Origin of the sequence: Mesobacillus maritimus (assembly GCF_023715205.1) — a bacterium.
GTDB classification, from domain to species: Bacteria; Bacillota; Bacilli; order Bacillales; family Cytobacillaceae; genus Mesobacillus_B; species Mesobacillus_B maritimus_C.
Map to the genome: position 1 here is coordinate 1 of NZ_JAMBNR010000015.1, position 24,897 is coordinate 24,897.

Consider the following 24,897-nt stretch of genomic DNA (forward strand, 5'->3'; position numbering starts at 1 on the left):
TCACCATCTGGGATTCTATTACATTTTCTTCTTTCAGTCGTTTCATCGAAATGACGTCTCTGTCCGAAAATGCAAGAAGAGTGTTGACTTCAGTCAACACTCAATGCGACTGCCCGTCGCACAAAAACAAGCTGACTCTTCAGCTTGTTAGATTGAGCTTATCCTTCTTCACGTGAGGTTTCCTCAAGCGAAGCATCAATTACTCCACTATTATAGGAATCCATAATCTGTTGGGTTACTTCAGATGTACCATTTTCAATATAAGAATACGTTTCGCGGTCATTTCGTTTTGGCTTTTCCATATCTTATCCTCCCTCCTGACTATCTTATTGTTCGCCAGTTTGTAACATTCATACAATAAAAACTACTGTATAATTAAGGTAAAGGAGGAGGATAGCAATGGGTTTAACATACAAGAATGTTTTAGTAGCGGTTGATGGTTCAAAAGAAGCGGCTTGGGCCTTTAAGAAGGCCATTGAAATTGCCAAAAGAAACAACGCTAAATTATTTTTGACGCATGTGATTGATTTACGAACATTTGCAACAGTCGAAGCTTATGATCGTACTATTTCAGAGCGTGCAAAGGAATTTGCTGAAGAACTCCTAGAAAATTATAAACAACAGGCACTTGAAGCGGGGGTGAAAGAAGTCACCTACGATATAGATTATGGCTCTCCAAAAGTAAAAATTGCTAAAGACATCGCAAAACGTTTTAATGTCGACCTAATCGTTTGTGGTGCTACAGGTATGAATGCAGTCGAACGCTTCTTTATCGGAAGCGTCTCTGAACACATCGTTCGCTATGCCCCTTGTGACGTCATGATTATCAGAACGGAAAAAGAAGAAGAACAATTAAGCTAGTCATTCTCCTAACGAAAAAGCACGCAACCTCTTGGTCGCGCGCTTTTATTATTCTATTGATTTACCTTCAAGGATTTGTTTCCCTTTGTGGATTTGAGCAGATACTTCAACAAAGCCTGTTCCCCCTGCAGAATTTCTCCGAGCAACTGCGTTGTAAGGATTCAAAGCTTCATATATATCCTCGTCAAATAATGAACTTGCTTCTTGCAATTCCTTAAGTGGAAGGTCCGCTAAGTAGCAGCCCTTTTGGATACAGTGAAGGACTAACTTACCGACCACTTCATGAGCCTCTCTAAACGGCATCCCTTTTGCAGCTAGATAGTCCGCAAGTTCTGTAGCATTTGAAAAATCATTTGTAACAGAAGTCTTCATGTTTTCTTCATTTACCTTCATTGTCTCAATCATGCCAGCAAAGATTTTCAGAGAACCTTTTACTGTTTTCACAGTATCGAACATTCCTTCTTTATCTTCCTGCATATCCTTATTATACGCAAGCGGCAGTCCTTTCAGGATGGTCAATAGGCTCATTAAGCCTCCATAAACGCGACCAGTTTTCCCTCTAATCAACTCAGCCATGTCTGGGTTTTTCTTCTGTGGCATTATGCTACTACCTGTTGCAAACGTATCATCTAATTCAATGAAGCGGAATTCTTGGCTTGACCATAAAATAATTTCTTCAGCAAATCGTGATAAATGCATCATCATGATACTACTAGCCGACATAAACTCCAGAATAAAGTCCCGATCACTTACTGCATCGAGACTATTCTGATAGATTCCATTAAAACCTAGCAATTCAGCACTATACTCGCGGTCAATCGGGAAGGTTGTCCCTGCTAAGGCTCCAGCTCCTAATGGACTAATATTAATACGTTCTAAGGCACTCGAAAAGCGCTGTTTATCACGCTCGAGCATCCAGAAATAGGCCATTAAATGATGTCCCAAAGAAATCGGCTGTGCTCTTTGCAGATGCGTATAACCTGGCATAATGGTTTCAACATGTTGCTCAGCCTTTTCGAGCAATACTGTCTGAAACTCTTGAATTAGACTTTCAATTTCCTTTACTTGTTCTCTTAAATATAAATGCATATCAGTCGCAACTTGATCGTTTCGACTTCTTGCTGTATGGAGCTTGCCGCCAACTGGTCCGACAAGCTCAGTAAGCAGATGTTCTAAGTTCAAATGAATATCCTCGTACTTAGTCGAGAATTCAAGTTCTTTTTTCTCTGCTTTTTCTTTTAATGTCTTTAATCCTGTTATGATTGTTTCTGCTTCCTCTGCCGTTAGAATATCGCACTTCGCCAACATCGTAGCATGTGCGATACTCCCTTGGATGTCTTCCATCACGAGTTCCTGGTCAAAGGAAATGGAGGCACCAAATTCATCGACCCATTCTTCAGCGGAAGCAGTAAATCTGCCGCCCCATAATTTCTTCACACGTTCACCTTCTTGCCTTGTACCATGCTACTCACTTTTGTAGGAAGCCCCCATAGGTTGATGAACCCTACAGCAGCACTATGGTCAAATTCATCTTCTTTTGTGTATGTTGCAAGTTTTTCATTGTATAGAGAATAAGGAGATTTTCGTCCTTCAACAATCGCATGACCTTTAAACAGTTTTACTCTTACTGTACCTGAAACAAATTTTTGTGTTTCCTTCAAGAATGCTTCAAGCGCATTACGTAATGGCGAAAACCATAGCCCCTCATAAATAAGTTCTGTCATTTTCTTTTCAATAACAGGTTTAAAGTGAGCCACTTCTTTTACTAGAGTAATATCTTCTAATTCTTTATGAGCTTTAATCAAAGTCATTGCCCCTGGTACTTCATATACTTCACGGGACTTAATTCCAACAAGGCGATTTTCAACATGGTCAACACGGCCTACTCCATGTTTCCCTGCAAGAATATTTAATTCAAGGATTAGCTGGGCAAGAGTAAAGCTTTTACCGTTTAAAGCAACAGGAACACCTTGTTCAAACTCAATTTCGACAATATCAGGTGTATCCGGAGTATCTTCCAGTTCATTCGTTAATTCATAAGCTTCTTTAGGTGGTGCAGCCCAAGGATCTTCTAAGATTCCACATTCATTACTGCGTCCCCATAAGTTTTGATCTATGGAGAATGGGCTATCAAGGTTAATTGGAATCGGGATATTGTTTTGTGCAGCATATTCAATTTCTTCTTCACGCGACCATTTCCACTCACGCACTGGAGCAAGAACCTCCAATTCTGGGTTCAGTGCTTTAATGGATACTTCAAATCGAACCTGGTCGTTTCCTTTTCCAGTACAACCATGTGCAACCGCTACAGCACCTTCTTTTTCAGCTACTTCCACAAGTTTCTTTGAAATCAATGGGCGTGATAAAGCCGACACTAGTGGGTATTTTCCTTCATATAATGCATGAGCTTGAAGTGCTATTAAAGCATATTCCTTAGCATATTCTTCTTTTACATCTAAAACATATGATTTTACGGCTCCAACATTTAGGGCCTTTTCTTTTACAAAGTTTAAATCCTTACCTTCTCCAACATCGAGACAACAAGCAATAACCTCATAACCTTGTTCTTGAAGCCATTTAATGGCCACCGATGTATCTAAACCTCCAGAATAAGCGAGTACAACTTTTTTAGTTTCAGTCATTTATGATTCTCTCCCCTTGAATATTTATACAAACAATTATATGTTTATTCATTATAATAAAACTTAACAGGTTTTGATTTATTTTTCAATCCTTATTTTCAAAAAAATCATAAATGAGCGGAATTTTCCTCAAAAAGCCTTTATTACGTAGAAGCATCGCCATTTATGTTGTAAAATAAAGGAAGCTATAGAATGGGGTGAACCAAAACATGAAGAACTATTTCAAATATAATCAGCGGCTTGGGATTTCGCTACCTTCCTTTGATAGGGATTGGGATACTTACTCTCATGAAACACAATATGAAATTCTTCTTTACTGGGAAAAAATTAGGGGGGCAATTCCTGACCGGATTGCTGATTTAGAAGCACTCATTAATTCAAAACAAGCGGAGTTAAATAACGAAGCAGATTTCAATCGCTCTTGCCAGTTAAATAGTGAAATTGCCGAGTTGGCTTCGATTATAAATGACCTATGGCTTTGGTACCGAACCCATCAAGAAATAACAGAAAAAACACATATGTAAACGAAAAGCGGAGGCGACTGCCCAGCGACGTATGGGCTGGAGCGCTTCGACTGAGATAAAGGAAACACGAAGAGCGTAAGCGATTCGATGTTGACTTATCGCAGGGAGAAGAGCGAAGTCCACTAGTCGTTAGGAGCCGCAGCTAGACAATGAGAAAAGCGGAAGCGCCCTGTTTAGCGGCGTATGGCCCGGAGCTCTCCAACTGAGATAAGACTTTTCTATTCGGTTAACTGTCGCAAAACCTGAAAATGCAATCAAAATGTATTTATACTGGCATTAATTGTTTTGCAATTAGGAATAAAATGGCTCAGTTCATTAAACTGAGCCGTTTTTTATATCCATTATTAGATGGCTGTTGAACTCTCTTAAAAATTCTGCTCCCTATCCAACCATAACCCTCACGACCCAATAAGCGGAGAAATTTCTCTTATATAGGAAATAGCACTAAAAATAGCTTAAATAGATGGAAGGATTCCGACTATTGATTCAAAAAACATAAAAATGGTAATTTTGCTTTGCTTAATCGGAAAAATTCCGCTTATATAGCTTAGCTGAATCGAGCCCTATTCTGCAGTTTAACCGGAATATCTCCGCTAAACTTTAAATTTTTGTAAGATAAAATTGCATACCAAAAAAGGTACGACAGCCTTTACCTATCAAAATGTCTCCATCCAAAGGGTTTTACATCAATAAAAAAAATGAGTGTCAATTCCCTATGAAAATTGGCACTCATTTTAATTTGCATTATTAAATGTTTATTCAAAGATCTTTTTTTAACTCTCTCACCACATGACCAATCTCAGACAAAATCAGCTTATTCATTGCCAATTTCACAGCCCCTGTGGATCCAGGAGTGGCAAAGACTGCTTTATCGTTTATTACCCCTGCAGTAGCTCTGGAAAGCAGCGCAGCCGAACCAATATCCTCCTGATAGCTTAACATGCGAAACAGCTCACCAAAACCAGTGATATCTTTATCGAACATGGATTGAACTGTTTCGATCGTAACATCGCGCTTGGCAATACCTGTTCCACCATTAGTTAATACAACATCAATTTGAGGATCACTGCACCCTTCAATGACCGCTTGATAAATAGCTTCTCTCTCGTCTTTCACAATGACATAATCAACAACAGTGTGCCCTTTGTCTTCAAGCAGTTCGATCATTAACTTGCCACTTTTATCGGTATCTTTATTTCTTGTATCACTTACGGTAATGACCTTACAATTTACAGAATTAGGAGCTGCTTGCTTATGTTCTTGCGTACTCATGAATCTTACACTCCTTTATGTACAAAATATCGCATTTGATAATATTTATGTGCAAAGTCCGTCACTTTTCTCGTCAGTTGGTAATTTGCTCCGGCACCGATTGCCATACTAATAATTGGGACTCCTTGTATTCTCCTTTTCCGAAACATGAGAATACATACTGCTTTCATAAGCTGTTTGATTGGTTGCTCAACCCAGGTTATGTCTGTCAGTTCTTCCTTGCCATGATAAAAGTACAAATCATCATCTTCTGTTTGCTTAAGTTCTTCCATTAATTCATTCCATCCACTTGCCTGCATTCTTTTCGGCATCATCGCTACATGGAACACTTTTAACGCGGTCATCATTTCAAATGGTGTATTCACTTCAAAGCCATAGGACATTGCTATTAATTGTACAGCTCTCAGATTAATCACTGCTAATGCTGGGATATCGGCTCCAAGTACAAGGTTTCCTCCACTCCCAGTCATCCCACCTTGAACAAATGAATACAGGCGGTGACGGGCAATTTGCTGTTCGGCGATATACTGAATTTGTTCAATCGAAAGGTACCTCATTTCTTCAATGGAATCCATCTCTGGATTGAATATCCGTCCTGCAGAGAGAATCCGGTCTTTAGCATCCGTCTGCAAGTGTGATCCTTGAATAAACGAGTGTAAATGAAATAGCCAATTGTCAAATTTAGAAAAGAACTGTTCTTGCACCTCTTCAGGTAACAGGGAAAACGTCCGTTCAATATATTTGTCATAAACAAGTTCTAAATCATTGGGTATATACTCAGAAAGAGAAATCTCCCATTCTTTTAATTCACCAAGTACTTTCTTGTCCCTTTCTGTTAATGACATTCGCGAACCCTCCAGCTTGATTTTATCTCTAGTATAGCATAACTAATAATCTAAAAGCTTCCTGCTAAGAGGATGCAAAAAGGCAAAAGCGTTTGCTTTTGCCTTCAAAAAAATTACTTTGTTAGACGCACAATATCACGTGCAATCATAACTTCCTCATCTGTAGGAATCACCATGATTTTCACTGGAGAATGTGGGTAGCTAATAAAAGATTCTTCCCCTTGAATTTGATTTAATGCTGGGTCCCAATATACACCCATAAATTCTAGTCCTTTAAGGATTCGGGCACGAATAGCTGAACTGTTCTCTCCGATACCAGCAGTGAAAATGATTGCATCGACCCCGCTCATACGTGCTGCATAAGATCCAATGTACTTATGAATACGGTTTGCAAATACTTGAAGCGTCAACTCTGCACGCTCATTTCCATTTAATGATTCTTGGTGGATATCACGTAAGTCACTAGAGAATCCAGATAAACCGAGCATTCCACTCTCTTTATTTAAAACATCTAGTACTTCATCCGCTGTTTTGTTTGTTTTCTCCATGATATATGGAATTAACGCCGGATCAATATTACCAGAACGCGTACCCATTGTTACACCAGCTAGCGGAGTAAAGCCCATGGATGTATCAATTGATTTTCCTGCTTCAATTGCAGCAATACTTGCACCGTTTCCTAGATGACAAGAAATTAAGCGAAGGTGTTCAATTGGTCTTCCAAGCATTTCTGCTGCACGCTCAGAAACGTATTTATGTGAAGTGCCATGGAAGCCATACTTACGAATACCGTACTTGGTATAGTAATCATAAGGTAAGCTGTATAAGAAAGAATCCTCAGGCATTGTTTGGTGGAAAGCTGTATCAAATACAACAACTGCTGGTACATTCGGCAAAGCTCGTTGGAATGCACGGATTCCTGTTAAGTTCGCTGGATTGTGAAGCGGAGCCAATTCCGCAAGCCTCTCAATTTTCTCAATTACTTCTTCTGTAACTACAGCAGAGTCACTGAATTCTTCACCACCATGTACGACGCGGTGGCCAACTCCTTCAATCTCGTCAATGGATTGAATAATACCAAGAGTTGTGAGTTTATCCAAAAGCATTTGGACAGCTACTTCATGATTTGGGATATCAAGTACATCTTTTTGTTTTTCACCATTTACAGATATTTGGAAGACCGAATCTTTTAGGCCGATTCGTTCAACAAGTCCTTTAGTAATTACTTCTTCATTAGGCATTTCAAAAAGCTGGAACTTTAATGATGAACTGCCCGCATTGATTGCAATCATTTTAGCCATATTTCTTTACGCTCCTTTAATTAACAACTTGTACAAGAATCATTTTTTATTCTGTGCAACAAGCCCTGTTTCTATCTCTCCATTCACAATTAAAGCACTGTCTATTTTGGTTTTCAAATGTGTTATCGCTTACATTAAAATATGTTTTAATTCAGATATCTAGAAAATTTCGTCAATACAACTTCAACCCTTTATCTGCCTCTGCAGTACAAGCCCACATTAGGTTTTTCTATTCCAACATTCCTTTAGAAATACTTATAGATGCTTCTTGCACTAAAATTGGCTTTAGATCTTCCAACAACAAACTCTTGTAAAATAACTCCATAAAAAAGCCCTTCATTGAAGAAATATGAAGGACATTTGTTGCATTATATTCTTTGTTTTTAACTATTTTTTATTCTCGGCGACCCAACCGTCAATTTGCTTGAGAATTCTACTCATCGCTTGACCATCAGATAGCTTAGGTAAGTCAACAAGTAATGCTTGTTTCGGAGGCTTTACCTGATCGGATTGTTTTTGTAAGATTAAGATGCTTTTGGCAGCTTGTTTATTTTTAAACATTGAAAGTGGCAACTGTATAACACCTTGAATATATAAATGATTTTTTATAAATTCGTGCAAATGTTTAGCTTGTTCACTTTCAAATAAACCATTAGGAATAAGAAAAAATAAATACCCTCCTTGTTTTGTATGCTTCGCGCTTTGTTCAATAAATAAATGATGTGCATAGGTATGGCCTGATTCAGCGTGAATTTCATAGTCTGAAGCGCGAAGGTCATTCGGATAATATCCAATTGGTAAATCACAGATAACAGCATCAACAGGATCGATAAACAAAGGCTCTAAGCTATCCTGGTTAAAAAACTCTACTTCATGCATTTGCAAGTTAGCATTCACATAAGCAAGTTTAAGGAGGACCTCATCAATTTCACTACCAAGAGATTGAACATTTTTATCAGTTTGATGATTCAATACCGCTGATAGTAAATTGCCAGTCCCAACAGCAGGGTCTAACAGTCGATAACTAGTCTGGTCGATAAATTTGCTTACTAAATAACCGATAAACATCCCTATTGAGTCAGGCGTCATTTGATGGTTAGGCTGAATATTTTGTTGCATGCCTTTTAAAATCGCTAACTGGAATGCCTTTCGAATTTCTTCTCTAGAATAATCCGCTAGCTTTAGTTCATTATAAATCTTCTTAATACGTTTTATGCTAAGTTCACTCAATTCATCTTGAAGAATGTCTCCATGAAACATATTCTCTCCAGTCTCTGCTAGAGCTTCAAGGTAAGTACAAGATAATTCTTCTGCTAATATATCTGCTGTTTCACTAAAAATAGTAAATAACTTTTCTACTGGTACAATACTCAATTCTTTTCCTCCCGAATACAATATTTCTTCATTTTACTCTTCAATATTAGTGGACACAAGCAATGAGTTTATTGGTGATTCTTAACAAAGAAAACTCGCCAAATAGCGAGCATGAAGGCGGAGAATGCATGCGTGGGTTCCTTAGGGCATAGTTAATTATGTATGCTATAAACACCTTCTTGCAGAGAGGGCAATCCTCCCGTTTAGCCAACAAAAACCGCAGATTACTCTGCGGCTCTGTATTAATGTGATAAAACTAAGCTTGTTTAGCGGCTTCAATCGCTGCATCGTAATTTGGATGGTCTGTTGCTTCACTTACATATTCAACATAAGTAACTTTATCATTTGCATCTACAACAAATACAGCACGAGCTAAAAGTCTTAACTCTTTGATTGCCACTCCATATGCTTCACCAAAAGATAATTCACGATGGTCAGATAAAGTTTGAACATTTTCGATTCCGTTCGCACCACACCAACGCTTTTGAGCGAATGGTAAATCAACACTCACCGTTAGTACTTTAACATTACCAAGATTCGCTGCTTCTTCGTTAAAACGACGAGTTTGAGCATCGCAAACACCCGTATCAATCGACGGTACTACACTAATTAATCTTACTGACCCTTTAGAATCCTGAAGAGATACTTCAGATAAATCGTTCGCTAAAACTTTAAAATCTGGTGCTTGATCTCCAACCTTCACTTCATTTCCAAGTAAAGTTACTGAATTCCCTTTAAACGTAATATTTGCCACTTACCTCATCTCCTTGTCCATTATATGTACAGTGTTAAATATATCTTTAATCGTAAATATTTTCAATTAATTGCATTTAAACATGCTTTTTCGGAGCCCGATTTTAATGTCCCTATGGGTGTATACAAAGCTCAAAAGGCCGCAAATAAAAAGTTAACTTTTCAACGAAAAGTTAACTCTTGCTGTTTCTTATATATCTAAATCCTGCTTTGGTCCTTTATATTCACTTGGGTTACTTGGCTGTAAGTCATCGTTTTTTTTGTCGTTGCCTTTATTTCCTTTATCACCTTTTGAGAGCATTTGTTGAATCTTCTCAACTGCTTGCGGCGCAACATCTAAAATCTTTTCAATGAGATGTGTATTCTCGTCCAAATGAAGCATTTTTACCCCTTGGGAACTGACAATTAAAAAGGCAATAGGTGTAATAGAAACCCCGCCTCCACTACCTCCACCAAAAGGTTGCTTTTTTGAATCTTCTCCATCAACCACAAACTCACTTCCGCCTGCAGCAAAACCAAAGCCAACCTTTGAAACTGTCATGATAACACTTCCATCCGGGGTCTCAACAGGGTCTCCAATGATTGTATTAACATCAATCATTTCCTTTAAATTTTCCATTGCGGTCGTCATAAGTCCTTGAATTGGATGATCAGACATAAAAAATCCTCCTTAGTTAAACTGAGTTTGTATTATCACTAGGAAGGACAGATAAAGGCTTTGTTTTAAAATCTGGTATTCCGCCCTTCCAATATTTAACCAGTTTGAGTCCTGTCCACATAGCATGCCCGACACGTAGTTGAAAAATACACTTTAGCTGTATTTGTGATGCGAATTGTTGAAAGTTAGGAGTGACTGTTAATACTGGATGGACAGTGAGCCTCATATAATTACTAATTAATCCAACTATTGCTCCTTTAAGGCCCCAAATAGCACCACAAAGGATCGCTGTTGAAGCCGCATCACCAATTCCTACCCCGGTATGCCATTCAAGCTTTTTTACCTTTACTTTGCGCATCAGTTTGCGCACAAGTGTATGTAAGCCGAGAACATGCTCTAAGATTGCTTTTGTATCATGAAGACTGTTAACAAGATCTTTTTCATTAAAACTATTTTCTTGTTCATGCGTTGTGTTCTCAGATGGACCAGTTTTCGTTTTTTCTTTTATCACAACAGCGGCATCATCTTCAGCTACTTTAATCATTGGGATTTCTTTTTTATAGGTTAAGAGTCCCCCCCATGCTTTTAAAGTAATTGTTAATTGATCATCATCTTTTCCATGATAAAAATCGATAAACACCTTTATCTTGGTCAACACAATGCTTATGAGGAGTAGGATTAAAATAAGTAGAATTAGTAACAGCCACTTCAAATTGCTCACTACCTTTCAGCCTTTCATTATGCTCAAAAGATAAAAAAATAAACCTATCTTTAGATAGGTTTATCGTTCATGAACAACGGAAGTGTCAGCAAAAAGATCGTGAAGCCCTTGTTTTTTCGGCAAAAAAGCAACGATGATATATGTAATAAGAATCGTAGATGAAATAAAACGACCAATCCATTCACGGAATAAAATCGTACCCCATGAAAGTGTTTCTCCTTTTAAATTTACAACTTTTATCCCAAATACCATTTTTCCAAGCGTTTGCCCTAAGAATTTTGTCATTAACACAAAATATAAATAAAATGTAAGGGCAGTTGCAATCGCAATCGGTGTGAACATGTTCTGTTCAACAATTGAAAGATCCAATGCTCGAAAAACTGGATAAATGATTAAACGATTAAAGCTTCCAATCACAAGAAGGTCAAGCAAATACGCCCAAAATCTCATCCAAAATCCCGCAAACCGGACTGATTCCATTCTTTGTTCAATCTCATTTATTTCTTCAATCTGAGTTTCTTCTATCAAATTTGTTTCGTTATTTTCTAGGTTAGATCCATCATAATGGTCGTTGCTCAAAACGGTCCCTCCTTATTCAGCATATAAGTACATTAACCTTGGGGAGTTTGGCTGTGATAAAAGCTGAATTAGACCCGTCTCTTCCCCCATAAGTTTTTGCGTTCCCACACTTAAGAGTGAGTTCCAACCCATGTTTTCTGTATATTGACTAACTTGAGCATTCTCTAAGTTTTCTTCTGCCTTAACCGTTTCAATGACATCTTCTAAATGACCTAAACCATCAATTAAATTGACCTCTAAAGCTTGACGCCCATCATAAATACGACCATCAGCAAGCTTCTTAACTTCTGCTTCAGACATATTTCTACCTTCCGATATCACTTTAACAAACCCTTCATAAGAGTTGTCGATCATTTCTTGAAGAATCTCTCTTTCCTCACCTGTCATTTCCCTTGAACCACTCATAATATCTTTATATGGGCCACTTTTAATGGTCACAAATTCAACACCATAATTCTCCGCTAACTTTGAATAATTCACTCCCTGCATGATGACCCCTAAAGAACCGGTTAACGTTTCAGGACTAGCGTAGATTTTTTTTGCCGGAGCCGAGATATAGTACCCACCAGATGCCGCCATTGACCCCATTGAAACATAAACCGGCTTTCCTGCTTCTTCTTGAATCTCGACAATCTTATCATGTATTTCAGCACTTTCAACAACCCCACCACCAGGACTATTCACACGAAGAACAATTGCTTTAACATCCGCATCATCTTTAGCGTAATTCAATTGCTTCATAAATTTATTATGATGATACCCGGTTGAATCTAAAAAGGAGGATGAGTCCCCAGTATCTTGGATTGTTCCATTTACTGTTAAGACAGCAATTTTATTATAGGCATCTCCTTCTTCAAGAACCTCTTCCATCACCTCTTGATCAGTTGCTAATAAATCCGTAAATGCGGTATCCACCTTTGAGAACGCAAAACTAGATAATAGGTTAACAAACACAGATACTCCAAATAATACTACAGCAATTCCAAGCGCTGCCCATCTTTTCCCGTTCATCAAATTCCTCCTTTTTTTATTATCTTCCTAATTTCCCCGGCACGGTCAGAATGAATCTCCCTTATTTTAGCAAAATATGTGAAGAAAGGGGTAATATAACAATATAAAGCAAATTTTTTGGAGGTGTCCTTTATGCCAGATCGTCGAAAGCTCTATTTTTATCATAAACCTGACCCTGAAACGAAAGAAATTGTTGCACCCCTTTACAATTTAGCCACGAGAAGTAAGTTTGACCTTGTGAAAGACTATCGGTCTGCAAATATTATCGTGAGCATTGGAGACGATGACACTTTTTTACAAGCAGTTCGAAATACAGGATTTCGAGATGATTGTTTGTATACGGGCGTTTCGTTTACAGACAAACGCAGCATGTATTGTGATTTTCAACTAAACAATCTTTCCTCTATTATTGATGCTATGACGAATGACAACCTTGAAGTTCGGCGCTATCCTACCATTGATGTCAAAATAGACGAAGAAACTAGTTTCCAGTGTTTAAATGAATTTAGTGTTCGTTCTTCTATCATTCGGACATTTGTAATGGACGTATTTATTGACCAACTTCACTTCGAAACATTTCGAGGAAACGGGATGATTGTTTCTACACCAACGGGGAGTACTGGTTATACTCGCTCCGTAAATGGATCCATTGTTGACCCACTAATCCCTTGTCTTCAGGTGAGTGAAGTAGCTTCCCTCAACACAAATGATTATCGATCACTTGGCTCATCCTTTATTTTAGCGGGAGGTCGCAAATTAACTTTAAAAGTTGTCCAGGACGGCAACGACTATCCAATCATGGGGATTGACAATGAAGCACTGAGTATTCAACATGTCGAGAAAATCGAGGTTCAGCTAAGTAATAAACAAGTAAAAACCTTGAAGTTAAAAGATAATTCCTTCTGGGAAAAAGTTAGACGGACTTTCCTTTAAAAGAAACAAATGCTCAGCTTCTCCTATAAGCAAAAAAGGCCATTCAAATGAAGGCCTTTTTTTGCTAGATATGAGTGCTTTTCTCTTTACGCATTTTCACTTCAAGCAATGAAGCTATTTTGGTTTTTGATAACGAAAAAATAGTTAACGCCGCCCAAATAAATGTAAAAGCTAATAAGTCTGTCTTTGTAAACGACTCATGATATATAAAGATTCCCAAAATTAGTGTGATGGTTGGAGCAATATACTGAAGGAACCCTAACATGGTTAACGGAATGCTTTGTGCACCTTTCGCAAAGAACAATAGCGGTACTGCTGTTGCAATTCCAGCCCCCATTAATAGAAGGCTCGTTAACCATCCATCAGAAATAAATGAGTTTTCTGTTCCCACAAAAAATATTAAGTAAATCCCTGCTATTGGAGTAACCACCATGGTTTCTAATGCTAAACCAACTGCAGAATCCATTTTTATGAGTTTCTTTGCCATTCCATACAAACCAAATGAAATAGCTAAAGTAAGGGCAATCCACGGGACCGATCCATAGGAAAATGTCATAATTAGAACCCCGATAATTGCAAACAAAAATGAAACAATTTGGGCAGGAGAAAGCTTTTCTTTAAAGAAAAGGATCCCTAATAAAACGGATACCAATGGATTAATATAATAGCCCATGCTCGCCTCAATCATTTGCTCACTATTGACAGCCCAAATATAGACAAACCAATTAATACTAATAAGCACGGAAGCTATGGTGAGTGCGACTAATTGCTTTTTATTCTTTGCAAACCCCTGGATAGTCGAGAGGAATAAAGACCATTTTTTTAATAAAAGTAATAATCCTATCATAAAAACAAACGACCAAATGACTCGATTCGCAAGGATTTCTTCTGCGCCAACATCCCCCAATAGCTTCCAATAGACTGGAAGTACTCCCCACAAAACATAAGCAACAGCCGCATAGAGAATTCCGATTTGTTGTTCTGTCCGGTTTGCCATCTAACGCACCTCATTTCTTTCTATACTCGAAATAAGATAATTATATCGAGTGTTCAACTAGGTGACAATTCTTTTTTTAGCTCCATTTCCAACATTAATTCCCCTTCATAAGAAAAGGCTGCTTCCTAAGGTTTTTTTCGTAAAGATTATTGTTAAAATTGGTTAGCACTCTTTTCTCTTAAAATGTAGTTATTTATATTGAATAACCTAGCTTTTTCAGACGTATTTTTTGTTCAAAAACAACAAAGTTTGAGAAAGGCCTAAATAAAAAAGGAAGGTGCAGGTTAAGCTTCTGCACCTTCCAATGATCACACCTCTAATTCTTTTTGACGAAGTTCGATCCGACGAATTTTTCCTGAAGTTGTTTTTGGCAATTCATCAATGAACTCAATCTTCCGAGGATATTTATATGGAGCTGTCAAAGTTTTTACATGTTCTTGCAGCTCTTTAATTAGTCCTGGTTTCTGTTGATCATCTTCATTTCTTAATACAACAAAAGCCTTTACAACATTGCCCCGCACCTCATCAGGAGAAGCTACTACTGCACATTCTTTTACAGCTGGATGTTTAACGAGGGCATCCTCAACTTCAAACGGCCCAATTGTATAGCCAGAACTAATAATAATATCATCACTACGACCTTCGAACCAAAAGTAACCTTCTTTATCTTTTTTCGCTCTATCGCCCGTAACATAATAGTCACCACGGTACTGCTTAGCTGTTCGTTCAGGATCTTTATAATAGGTTTTAAACAGAGCCGGAGTATCAATGTGAACAGCGATATCTCCGACGACACCAACTGGACAAGGATTGCCGTAATCGTCAATAATTTCAACACGATTTCCTGGAGTTGGTTTCCCCATTGCCCCTTCTCTCAGCTCTGTTCCTTTTGTTACACCTACAAGCAATGTGTTCTCTGTTTGTCCATAGCCATCGCGAACATCGATATTAAAATATTTTCTAAATATATCAATTACTTCACGATTTAGCGGCTCACCAGCAGATACTGCGCTTTTTAATGCAGGCAGTTGATAGTCTGCAATATTTTCTACTTTTGCCATTAAACGATACTCAGTTGGCGTACAACAAAGAACGTTAATGTCATATTCCCCCATAAGACTTAAATACTTCTTAGGCTCAAATCTCCCATTGAAAACAAAACCTGTAGCCCCCATTCCTAAAACAGAGAGGAATGGACTCCATATCCACTTTTGCCAACCTGGTGCAGCTGTAGCCCATACTTTATCGCCATTTTCAATTCCTAACCAATGTTCAGCAGCAGTATGCAGATGTGCATATGCCCAACCATGAGTATGAACAACTCCCTTTGGATTCCCAGTTGTTCCAGAAGTATAGGATAAAAAGGCCATGTCTTCTCGATCTGTACCTGTTAGTTCAAGAGTTGATGACGCACCCATTAGCTCATCATCTAAACAAATCCATCCTTGCTGCTTATTTCCTATCGTAAATTTTAATAGCTTCTCCATTGCTGGGATTTCAACAAATTGATCCACGTACGGATAATAACTAACAACCGCCTTCACATCTCCATGTGTAATTCGGTATTGTAAATCTTTCGTTCGCAACATTTCTGAACTCGGAATCACAACTAGTCCTAATTTTAACGCCGCAATATATACTTGATAAGCTTCTATTAGCCGCGGAATAACAACCAAGACAACATCTCCCTTGGTTAATCCACTAGCCTTGAAGACATTTCCAATTCTGTTCGCATTTATCATTAAATCATGATAAGTGATTTCCTTTTTATCTCCAGCTTCATTTTCCCATTGAAGTGCAAGCTTTCCTTCCACTTGTGCATGCCGTTCAAATTCAGAAATAAGATTATACTTTTGCGGTGCAATTAATTGTTCCCTTTTCATTATTGCCCCTCCTTAATTTAGTACCAAGTAATAATATCTAATAACATTATAAACAGAAAACATTGGAGTTGTGTACTATTTTTTATAAAAAAGAGGGAATAGTAAAGAGGGAATTTGTTGAATACATTGTCATATTATCCTATATCTGGTACTAATCTTAGGTACTATTTATATCTGTTTAAACTACAAGAAAACCGCGTCGATTGGCAACTGAATAAAGAATAAAGCTTATACAAAAATTCTTTATAAAACGCAAAAAAGGAACGGGAATTTCTTCCCGTTCCTGTAGCCATTTTATTTTTTTTATCGAGAAAATCCGCTCATTTGTTGTTGAGCCATAGAAACTAAACGCTTAGTGATTTCTCCACCAACAGATCCGTTAGCGCGAGAAGTAGTTTCAGCACCAAGGTTTACGCCAAATTCAGAGGCAATTTCATACTTCATTTGGTTAAGAGCTTCTTCAACCCCAGGTACTAAAAGGTTGTTTGAGTTGTTTGAGTTAGCCATGTGATGTTCACCTCCTTGTGAGTATAGAGTGTGTAGAATCACATGAACTAATACAAATCATTTGTTGGTAATTATTCACAATTTAAAGAAGCCGTATTTCTTAAAATAAATCCTCTTCCTCTTTTTGACTCATACCTGGTATTACAATGATTGTTTCTGTCTCACTTACTGCTTTTTCAATAAGTGGTTCAAAATCAAAATAACTTTCATAATGCTGAACCTTTTCAAGTTTTGGTTTTGTTTTAGGTGATGACGGAACAAACACCGTACAGCAATCCTCATATGGCAGGTTCGATATTTCAAGCGTATCAATCTTCGCTGCAATCTCCATAATGTCGGTTTTGTCAGTCGCTATAAGTGGTCTAATAATTGGTGTGCTTGTCACTTCATTAATCGCATACATGCTCTCCAATGTTTGACTGGCTACTTGCCCAAGGCTTTCTCCTGTAATAATTGCAAGACCACCATGCTGTTCACGAAGTCGGTCCGTAATTCGAAGCATCAGTCTCCGTGTTGTTGTCATCGTATAGTTTTCTGGTACTTGTTTTTGAATGGTTCGTTGAATCTCAGTAAATGGCACAATATGCAGAACCATTTTCCCACTCACGTCAGCTAATTTTTCCGTTAAATCGATTACCTTTTGCTTGGCACGTTCACTTGTAAATGGCGGGCTTGCAAAATGGACTCCTTCCACTTCCAAACCGCGTTTCATTGACAAATAACCTGCAACTGGGCTATCTATGCCACCTGAAAGCATAAGCATGGCCTTCCCACCTGAGCCAACTGGTAGACCTGCTGCGCCCCTAATATTTTCTGCTGATAGGTATGCTGCCTCTGCGCGAATCTCAATTTGCAAATTAATATCTGGATTACGAACGTCCACTTTTAACCCAGGTACATTTTTTAACAAATGACCACCAAATTCTTGGTTGATATCGTTTGTTGTTAATTCAAAGGTTTTGTCCGACCGTTTTCCAGTGATTTTAAACGTCTTACCTTCCTTGTATAAGTGCGTAAATAATTCTAATGCAGCGTCTTTCATTTTTTCGATATCTTTTTCTACTTTAATGGCAGGACTTAGCGATTGGATACCAAAAACTTTCTTTAACTTTTCCGCAACTTCAACACCATCTTCGCCATTTAACAAGACATACATTCTATCTCGCTCGGATTTGACCGTCGCTTTCGGAAAGTCTTGTATTGCACGCTTTACGCTCTTTCTCAGTTTATCAATAAATTTATTTCGATTCCGCCCTTTAGTCGATATTTCACCGTAGCGGATGACAATATGATCATATAACATTTTAATTCATTACCTCTCTTAATCGTTTTACACTTTCCGAAACGGCCTGAATCAATATTTCTGCTTCTTGCATCGTATTTTCATATGATAGACTTATTCGGATTGCCCGTTCTGCTTGTTCTACAGGAACTCCCATTGCTAGAAGCGTTTTGCTTGGAGCATTTCGTTTTGATGAACATGCACTTGTTGTGGACACGTATATCCCTTTTTCTTCAAGTGCGTGGACGAAAACTTCTGATTTAATTCCCTTTATTGAAAAATTAAGGATATGTGGTGCTGAATTTTCTTCAGGCGAATGGATACAGACATCCGGCAATTGCTTTAACCCGGATTTTATTGTACCCAAAATTTCTGTTAATTGTGCAAATTTTTGTTCACGCAAGTCTAGCGTCATTCTCAAAGCTTTAGCCATTGCCACCATACCGGCAACGTTCTCTGTCCCACTTCTTCTTTCAGTTTCCTGGCCACCTCCAGAAAGCAAGGAAGAAATTTTAATCCCGTCACGAATAAACAATGCTCCCGTACCTTTTAGCCCGTGAAACTTGTGCCCTGATATCGTGCATAAATCAATTCCACATTCATAAAAATTGAGTGGTAGCTTCCCCACTCCTTGAACATGGTCAACATGGAAATAAATCTTTGGATAGTCCTTAAGCAAGCGACCGATCTCTCTTATCGGTTGGATTGTTCCTACTTCGTTATTAATATGAATCACCGAAACAAGGATTGTATCAAAACGAATTGCCTGTTCGACATCTAAGGAGTTTACACGCCCCTCCGCATCTACAGGAATATAAGTTACATCAAATCCTAACTCTTCTAACTGCTTAAAAGAGTTTCGGACAGAGTCATGTTCAACCTCGGTTGTAATGATATGCTTTCCTCTTTTTCTATGCTCCATTGCAATTCCTTTAATTGCAAGGTTATTTCCTTCTGTACCTCCAGATGTAAAAACAATTTCATTTGTTTTCACTCCAAGTAATTTAGCTATTTGTGAATGTGCCTGAGACAAGAGCTTTTCTGCTTGTCCACCCATCTGATGCAAAGAGGAAGGATTTCCATAATAACTTGAAGCAACCTTCGTAAAAGAATCAATCACTTCTTTAAAAGGTTTCGTTGTTGCACTATTATCTAAATAAATCATTTATTCTACCCCCTCTCAAAAATACCGACATTGCTAACAAGAGATTTTATCACACTAGCCCATATTTGAAAATACAATCACCTTCCGTTTTATACTACCAATTTGCTCCAATACGAAAAGCGGAAACGGCTCGTTCAACTCCGACAACATGCAAAAAGGCCTCCAACACGGAGACCTTCTTTTATACTGTCGTTTCAACAAAGAGTTCTTGAATTTTCTTTATGGCACCTGGTTCAACTTCCTCAATCGCTGCAGCCGCTTCTTCTAATGCTTGGCTATAATCATATTTTCTAAATGCCTCTTCTGCTACTGCCAACCGTTTGGCAACAGAAGGATGGCTGCTGCGATAGCGATTTCCATATTGGATGACTCTTTCCGCCAATTTTACATGGTCAACAGTTTCTTCGGTCATCGTTACTAGTTTTTCCACTGTTATTTCAGCAATTTCAAGGTACTGCTGAACTGTTGGGATTTTAAGCGGTTTTTGTTCAAGCTTATCTGCAGCATTCTGGATACTTTCTTTAGCATCCTCTAATAGATACTTGTAATTCTGAGACAATCCTGGCAAATTACTTTTAGAAATAAGCTTAATCATCTCGGTAGTCTTTTGAGAAAGATTTCTCACTTTTTCCCTTGCAGCTATTTCATCTTTCCTAAAGGCATTCAACGTTTCTTTGAACTCTTCTTGTTCCTTAATACATTCTTCTAAGTCTTGCTTCAGCTCGGAGAGATCATCGCGTAAGAAGCTGTATGCTGTTTCTCCTTGATCGATTTTGGCAACAAGTAGTTCGTATCTTTTCACTAATTGTTCAAGCCTTCCTTCAGCAACAATATGAGCATCCATTTTCTGATCAGAAATCTCGTAGCTTTGCTGAATCGACTGGATTTCTTCCTGAATATTATCGTTTTCAACCATTGCATTTTGCATCAATTGAGTTAGGTTTTTCTCATTATGAATTACAAACTGCTTTGCTAATGCTTCATTCTCTAATTGGTCAAAAAGGTTTTCAAGCTTATCTTTAATTGCTTCTGTACCCTGTTGGATTTCAGCAACTTCTGTTTCTGAAATTAGTGATAAATATTCATTTAATTGATTCTCAACTTCTTCTAATTCCTTAATTGCTCCTAAATGATCGATAACATACCCTTGGGCCGCCATTTCACGACAACCTTCTTTTAATTCGTTCATTTGAGCAGGTATTCCTAACTGGCAATCATGAAGGAGCTGAGGAATTATTTCCATCTTAGTAGAAATCTCATCAAGTTTGGCCGCAATTGCTAGCACAACCTCTCTCGCCTCAAGGTAATTACCGCTTGACGTTTTTTCATCAAACAGCTCGAACTGAGTTAGAATTTCATTTAATTGGTTCTCAAGACTCTTCTCTGCTGTCCCAAAGCTATGTCGATGTGCAAGAAGATTTTTCCGGCAATCACGATACTGCTCTTTAAGCAAATCAATTTCACTGCGGTTCTTCTCTTCACTGCCAACTAACTCATTTAATTCCTGAAGGAGCTTCTCAATTTGCTGTTCAATATCAGCCAACTTTGTTTCAATCTTGGCAAACGACTCTTTTGCTTTCCTAAAACGAAGTTTGTCTGTGTAATCTTCCGCATCAAGAAGAAATTCCTCAATATCTGGTAGTTCGGAAGTAACAATTTCATCCCATTCTTTACGCCATCTCTCAAATAGCTCTTCTGTTTGACCTGTCATATTCAGCTTTTTCACTTTAGACATTTCATCTTGGACCGGTCGATTCATGATATCAATCTTCCAAGCTTCATAACGGTCCACTTCATTAAAATACTTACGTTTCATTAAATAAGTTATTAAAAATAGGCCTAGTGCTATGCCTATAGCAGCTATGATATACTCCATGCCAATCCCCCTGGGTTTCATACAAAAATCAGCTTCAATAGATTTATATAATATAAGAAAATATAAGAACTGTTTTTTTTATGTATTTATGATACCATGTAAACGACATTTTTTGACCAGTAATTTCAATTTTTTGTTTAATTTCTTATCGAACTATATCAAATCCTGTCACGAATAGCTTTGCGATTGGGGGCGAACGTAGAAAATGAGAGACGGTCATGTACATACTAGATTCTGTCCACATGGTACAAATGACTCTTTTGAAGCGTATATTGAGCGGGCTTTAGCACTCGGGTATACAGAAATCTCATTTACAGAGCATGCACCACTTCCCGATACATTTGTAGACCCTACACCACAATCGGACAGTGCAATGCAAAAAGAAAAGTTAGATGACTATTTTGAAGAGGTTTCAAAGTTAAAAGCGCAGTACGAAGGAAAAGTGAAAATCAACGCCGGTCTTGAAGTGGACTATATTGAAGGGTATGAAGCTGAAATCACTCAGTTTCTAAATGAAGTGGGGCCAAAACTAGATGATGCTATTCTTTCCGTTCACTTTTTGAAAAGCTCCTCTGGATACGATTGCTTAGATTATAGTCCAAATCATTTCGCAAATATGATCCAGGACTACGGTTCAGTTGAAAAAATTTATCGTCACTATTACCAAACCCTATTAAAATCAATCCATGCTGAATTAGGTTCCTACAAGCCAAAAAGAATTGGCCATATGACGCTTGTCCATAAATTCCAACGGAAATACCCTGTTCAGTCATCCTTTGACTCAGAGATTGACCTGATCTTAAACGCAGTCAAAGACCATGGTTACGAGTTGGACTATAATGGCGCTGGCACAGCAAAACCATTATGCCGCGAGCCTTACCCACCTGATGCCATCGTTCATAAGGCAAAAGAACGAGGTATTCCCCTTGTTTATGGATCGGATGCACACCAAGCGAAAGAACTCGGTCAAGGCTATGAGCGTATCAAGCGTTTAGCCAACCTATAGATTCATAACAAAAAACCGGTTGATGACCGGTTTTTTGTTATACAGAAACAATTCTTCGATTATCATATGGTTTCGGTTCACATAGAATGGCATCCAACCATTGGTAAATGTCTCGACTATATTTCTCAACAAAGTATGTCTCGTGAGGCAAAATGTGTAACACTTCATGAACATAATGGCTGTTTAAAAATGGCGTATTCAATAAACTTTTTATTTGGAGAATGAGGTAAGGAACAGAATGATTGCGAAACTCTTTTTTCCTCATCCCTCTTTCAAGGACTTTTTTAAAATAATATCGTTCTTTCACATGATAGGTTGACATTACTTCCCGAACCATCTGAGAATCCAGGGTCATCTCTCTTAAAATAAATCGTGTTAACTGAATATCTTGGCATTGATATTTCAGCAAATTCACAACGATTTGTTTTAATGCCACTTCTGCCCCTTCATCTAACAATGCATACCCTTTTTCAATTTCCTTCAAATAATTCTCAAAATAGGCTGTAAAACAGTACTCTAGTAGTCCTTTCTTATTTTGAAAATAATAGGCGATATTAGCTGGGTTTACCCCTGCTTTTGCAGCAATATCACGAATCGAAGTGCCACTGAAGCCTTGGGTATTAAATAAAAACACTGCCGCTTCAACGATTGACTCTTTCGAATTTTTTCGCATTCTCCTTACCCGCCCCTTATTCAAGATTTTCCCTAGACACCTGCAACCCATTCCTTCTCGTTCTTTATCTATTTCTTATTACTTCCTTCTAGACATCTCATATTCCTTTAAGAATCCATCGACAAATTCAAGCATTCTTCCTGCTTTTCTGATAAAATAAATCTTGCATTTTTAGAGGAAAGGGTGAAAAAACTTGTTTGAAGTCGAAACATATAATGGTAACCGTGAAGATCAGTATGATTTACTCATAAAACAACTTAAGAGCTTGCTTGAAGGCGAAAAAAATGTCATCGCCAACCTTAGCAATGCATCTGCTTTATTAAACCAATTCCTTGATCGGATTAATTGGGTAGGATTTTATTTAATGGAAGAAGGCGAGCTTGTCCTCGGACCTTTCCAAGGATTACCAGCATGTGTGAGAATCCCTGTAGGGAAAGGCGTGTGTGGAACAGCTGTAGTAAAATTAGAGACGGTTCGTGTTGAGGATGTCCACCTTTTCCCAGGACATATCGCTTGTGATGCTGCCTCTCAATCAGAAATTGTCATTCCAATGCTAGACAACGGAAAGCTAATTGGCGTTCTTGATATTGATTCACCTGAGAAAAATCGCTTTGATGAAATTGACCAGGCAAAGCTTGAGAAGTTTGTTTCTACTTTGATGGAAGTTTATAAAGGCTAAAAAGATAGAGCTGTGAGCCCTAGGGTTCACAGCTCTTTTTTACTCCCTGAATGGTTTTTATTTCTGTAACGCTTGCTCTAAATCCTCCCAAATATCTTCCGATGCTTCTAATCCCACCGATAGTCTGAGCATATTGTCGGGAATCCCCATTTCAATCCGCTTTTGAACCGGCACAACAGCATGGGTCATGGTAGCCGGATGTTGGATCAGTGTTTCCGCATCCCCTAAACTAACAGCTATTTTTATTAATTTTAATTTATTCATCAGTTCTTGGGCATCTTGCTTCGAGCCTTTAATGGTGAAAGAAATCAGTCCCCCAGGCTTTTTCATTTGTTTTTGAGCAATGTTAAAATCGGTTTGTTTGGGATTCCCGGGGTAATAGACTTGATCAATAGCAGGGTGGGTCATGAGCGCCGACGCTAGCTTTACTGCATTTTCACAATGACGGTCCATTCGAAGATGTAAGGTCTTTAACCCTCTTAGTAAGAGCCAAGCATCAAACGGTGCAATAATCCCACCTATATCTTTTTGGGTTGTCATGGAAATTTTATTCAGCCTTTCTTCATTCCCAGCTACGATTCCTGCAATTACATCTCCGTGTCCACAAATGTATTTTGTTGCACTGTGTATGACGATATCGCAACCTAGTTCTAGCGGCTTTTGTAAATACGGGGTACAAAATGTATTGTCGACAATTACAGGTATGCCTTTTTCCTTTGCTACTCTAGAGACCATCTCTAAGTCTACAAGTCTCATTGTTGGATTAATTGGAGTTTCAATATAAATACAAGCCGTATTTTCTGTGAGTGCGCTCCTCACCTCTTCCTCTGTCGTCATAAACGAAAAAGCATGAGAAACATCAAATTTTTCCCGCATTAATTGAAGGAGCCCGAAAGTGCAACCATACACACCCTGTGAACAAACAATATGGTCCCCTGTTTTGACAAAAGAGAATAGCACTGCCGACACAGCGGCCATCCCTGAACCAAAGGCCAATGCTTTTTCAGCTCCTTCTAGATTTGCAATTCTCTCTTCAAGAATTTTCACTGTTGGATTGCCTAAGCGTGAATAGATAAACCCTGCCTCTTCGCCTGCAAATCTTCGTTCTCCCTGTTGGGCATTTGCAAAAGTAAATGTACTGCTCTGAAAAATGGGTGGTACAAGACTATCTTGATATTCAGCGCTATCATAATTCCCATGAATCACTTCAGTTTCAAACTTTTTCTTCATCTTCATCCCCCTCGATTGATGACAATCAATCCTTCCTCTATAATTATGATATTGCACTACTTATAAAAATGTTTTTCAAACTTGCTCTTGACTTATGTCCATAAAAAATAATATAATACTCTTTG

The 24,897-nt window shown here is 38.2% G+C and carries 25 protein-coding genes; 5 read left to right on the forward strand and 20 right to left on the reverse strand.

Annotated elements, in window-relative coordinates:
- Positions 1–158: 158 nt before the first annotated feature.
- Entirely contained in the window at positions 159–302 is a 144-nt protein-coding gene (locus M3182_RS19310; RefSeq protein ID WP_251431658.1) for a hypothetical protein, read from the reverse strand.
- Between the two features lie 97 nt (positions 303–399).
- Between M3182_RS19310 and M3182_RS19315 the strand changes: the two genes are divergently transcribed.
- Entirely contained in the window at positions 400–861 is a 462-nt protein-coding gene (locus tag M3182_RS19315) for a universal stress protein (RefSeq protein ID WP_251431660.1), read from the forward strand.
- Between the two features lie 48 nt (positions 862–909).
- Here M3182_RS19315 and argH read toward each other — a convergent pair whose 3' ends face one another.
- Entirely contained in the window at positions 910–2,298 is a 1,389-nt protein-coding gene (gene argH, locus M3182_RS19320) for an argininosuccinate lyase (RefSeq protein ID WP_251431663.1), read from the reverse strand.
- Complete coding sequence (locus tag M3182_RS19325; protein WP_251431668.1) at positions 2,295–3,503, reverse strand: argininosuccinate synthase; 1,209 nt, start codon at positions 3,501–3,503, stop codon at positions 2,295–2,297. The genes argH and M3182_RS19325 overlap by 4 nt, the downstream gene beginning before the upstream one ends.
- Before the next feature lie 209 nt (positions 3,504–3,712).
- On the opposite strand from M3182_RS19325, the gene M3182_RS19330 reads away from it, so the two are divergent.
- Entirely contained in the window at positions 3,713–4,027 is a 315-nt protein-coding gene (locus tag M3182_RS19330) for a hypothetical protein (RefSeq protein WP_251431671.1), read from the forward strand.
- A gap of 759 nt (positions 4,028–4,786) precedes the next feature.
- On the opposite strand, the gene M3182_RS19335 is transcribed toward M3182_RS19330, so the two are convergent.
- The 9 genes from M3182_RS19335 to sppA form a co-directional block, all read right to left on the reverse strand.
- Positions 4,787–5,299 (reverse strand): MogA/MoaB family molybdenum cofactor biosynthesis protein, encoded by a 513-nt coding sequence (locus M3182_RS19335; RefSeq protein WP_251431674.1) that lies wholly within the window; start codon positions 5,297–5,299, stop codon positions 4,787–4,789.
- Between the two features lie 5 nt (positions 5,300–5,304).
- Positions 5,305–6,144 carry an EcsC family protein gene (locus M3182_RS19340; RefSeq protein ID WP_251431677.1) on the reverse strand — a complete coding sequence of 280 codons (840 nt, stop codon included), beginning with the start codon at positions 6,142–6,144 and terminating at the stop codon, positions 5,305–5,307.
- A gap of 113 nt (positions 6,145–6,257) precedes the next feature.
- On the reverse strand, positions 6,258–7,445 hold the full coding sequence (locus M3182_RS19345; protein WP_251559686.1) for an acetate kinase: 1,188 nt from the start codon (positions 7,443–7,445) through the stop codon (positions 6,258–6,260).
- A 387-nt stretch (positions 7,446–7,832) separates the two neighbouring features.
- Positions 7,833–8,819, reverse strand: a complete 987-nt coding sequence (locus tag M3182_RS19350; protein ID WP_251559687.1) for a class I SAM-dependent methyltransferase — start codon at positions 8,817–8,819, stop codon at positions 7,833–7,835.
- A gap of 256 nt (positions 8,820–9,075) precedes the next feature.
- Positions 9,076–9,573, reverse strand: coding sequence for a thiol peroxidase (tpx, locus tag M3182_RS19355; RefSeq protein ID WP_251431686.1), 498 nt, complete (start codon positions 9,571–9,573; stop codon positions 9,076–9,078).
- Between the two features lie 189 nt (positions 9,574–9,762).
- A complete protein-coding gene (gene ytfJ / locus M3182_RS19360) occupies positions 9,763–10,230 on the reverse strand; it encodes a GerW family sporulation protein (protein WP_251431689.1) in 468 nt (155 codons plus the stop codon).
- Between the two features lie 16 nt (positions 10,231–10,246).
- Positions 10,247–10,951 (reverse strand): DUF2953 domain-containing protein, encoded by a 705-nt coding sequence (locus tag M3182_RS19365; RefSeq protein WP_251559688.1) that lies wholly within the window; start codon positions 10,949–10,951, stop codon positions 10,247–10,249.
- Between the two features lie 60 nt (positions 10,952–11,011).
- Entirely contained in the window at positions 11,012–11,431 is a 420-nt protein-coding gene (locus tag M3182_RS19370) for an RDD family protein (protein ID WP_251432016.1), read from the reverse strand.
- Between the two features lie 111 nt (positions 11,432–11,542).
- A complete protein-coding gene (gene sppA, locus M3182_RS19375) occupies positions 11,543–12,541 on the reverse strand; it encodes a signal peptide peptidase SppA (protein WP_251559689.1) in 999 nt (332 codons plus the stop codon).
- A 132-nt stretch (positions 12,542–12,673) separates the two neighbouring features.
- Between sppA and M3182_RS19380 the strand changes: the two genes are divergently transcribed.
- Entirely contained in the window at positions 12,674–13,474 is an 801-nt protein-coding gene (locus tag M3182_RS19380; RefSeq protein WP_251431698.1) for an NAD kinase, read from the forward strand.
- Positions 13,475–13,538: 64 nt separating this feature from the next.
- On the opposite strand, the gene rarD is transcribed toward M3182_RS19380, so the two are convergent.
- The 6 genes from rarD to ezrA all read right to left on the reverse strand — a co-directional run bounded on the left by rarD (position 13,539) and on the right by ezrA (position 21,184).
- Positions 13,539–14,471, reverse strand: coding sequence for an EamA family transporter RarD (rarD, locus tag M3182_RS19385; RefSeq protein WP_251431702.1), 933 nt, complete (start codon positions 14,469–14,471; stop codon positions 13,539–13,541).
- A gap of 308 nt (positions 14,472–14,779) precedes the next feature.
- Entirely contained in the window at positions 14,780–16,354 is a 1,575-nt protein-coding gene (gene mbcS / locus M3182_RS19390; RefSeq protein ID WP_251559690.1) for an acyl-CoA synthetase MbcS, read from the reverse strand.
- 303 nt (positions 16,355–16,657) lie between these two features.
- The gene (locus M3182_RS19395) at positions 16,658–16,861 is read right to left on the reverse strand and encodes an alpha/beta-type small acid-soluble spore protein (protein WP_251431708.1); all 204 of its coding nucleotides are present in this window, start codon (positions 16,859–16,861) and stop codon (positions 16,658–16,660) included.
- Positions 16,862–16,961: 100 nt separating this feature from the next.
- A complete protein-coding gene (gene thiI, locus M3182_RS19400; protein WP_251431711.1) occupies positions 16,962–18,164 on the reverse strand; it encodes a tRNA uracil 4-sulfurtransferase ThiI in 1,203 nt (400 codons plus the stop codon).
- 1 nt (position 18,165) lies between these two features.
- Complete coding sequence (locus M3182_RS19405; RefSeq protein WP_251559691.1) at positions 18,166–19,308, reverse strand: cysteine desulfurase family protein; 1,143 nt, start codon at positions 19,306–19,308, stop codon at positions 18,166–18,168.
- A gap of 181 nt (positions 19,309–19,489) precedes the next feature.
- Positions 19,490–21,184, reverse strand: a complete 1,695-nt coding sequence (gene ezrA / locus M3182_RS19410) for a septation ring formation regulator EzrA (RefSeq protein WP_251431717.1) — start codon at positions 21,182–21,184, stop codon at positions 19,490–19,492.
- 205 nt (positions 21,185–21,389) lie between these two features.
- Here ezrA and hisJ point away from each other — a divergent pair, with 205 nt between their 5' ends.
- Complete coding sequence (gene hisJ / locus M3182_RS19415; protein WP_251559692.1) at positions 21,390–22,190, forward strand: histidinol-phosphatase HisJ; 801 nt, start codon at positions 21,390–21,392, stop codon at positions 22,188–22,190.
- A 37-nt stretch (positions 22,191–22,227) separates the two neighbouring features.
- Here the strand turns inward: hisJ and refZ are convergent, their stop codons facing one another.
- The gene (gene refZ, locus M3182_RS19420; RefSeq protein WP_251431723.1) at positions 22,228–22,863 is read right to left on the reverse strand and encodes a forespore capture DNA-binding protein RefZ; all 636 of its coding nucleotides are present in this window, start codon (positions 22,861–22,863) and stop codon (positions 22,228–22,230) included.
- Between the two features lie 193 nt (positions 22,864–23,056).
- On the opposite strand from refZ, the gene M3182_RS19425 reads away from it, so the two are divergent.
- Positions 23,057–23,542 (forward strand): GAF domain-containing protein, encoded by a 486-nt coding sequence (locus tag M3182_RS19425; protein ID WP_285868887.1) that lies wholly within the window; start codon positions 23,057–23,059, stop codon positions 23,540–23,542.
- Between the two features lie 57 nt (positions 23,543–23,599).
- Here M3182_RS19425 and megL read toward each other — a convergent pair whose 3' ends face one another.
- Entirely contained in the window at positions 23,600–24,778 is a 1,179-nt protein-coding gene (megL, locus tag M3182_RS19430; RefSeq protein ID WP_432806609.1) for a methionine gamma-lyase, read from the reverse strand.
- Between the last annotated feature and the right edge of the window lie 119 nt (positions 24,779–24,897).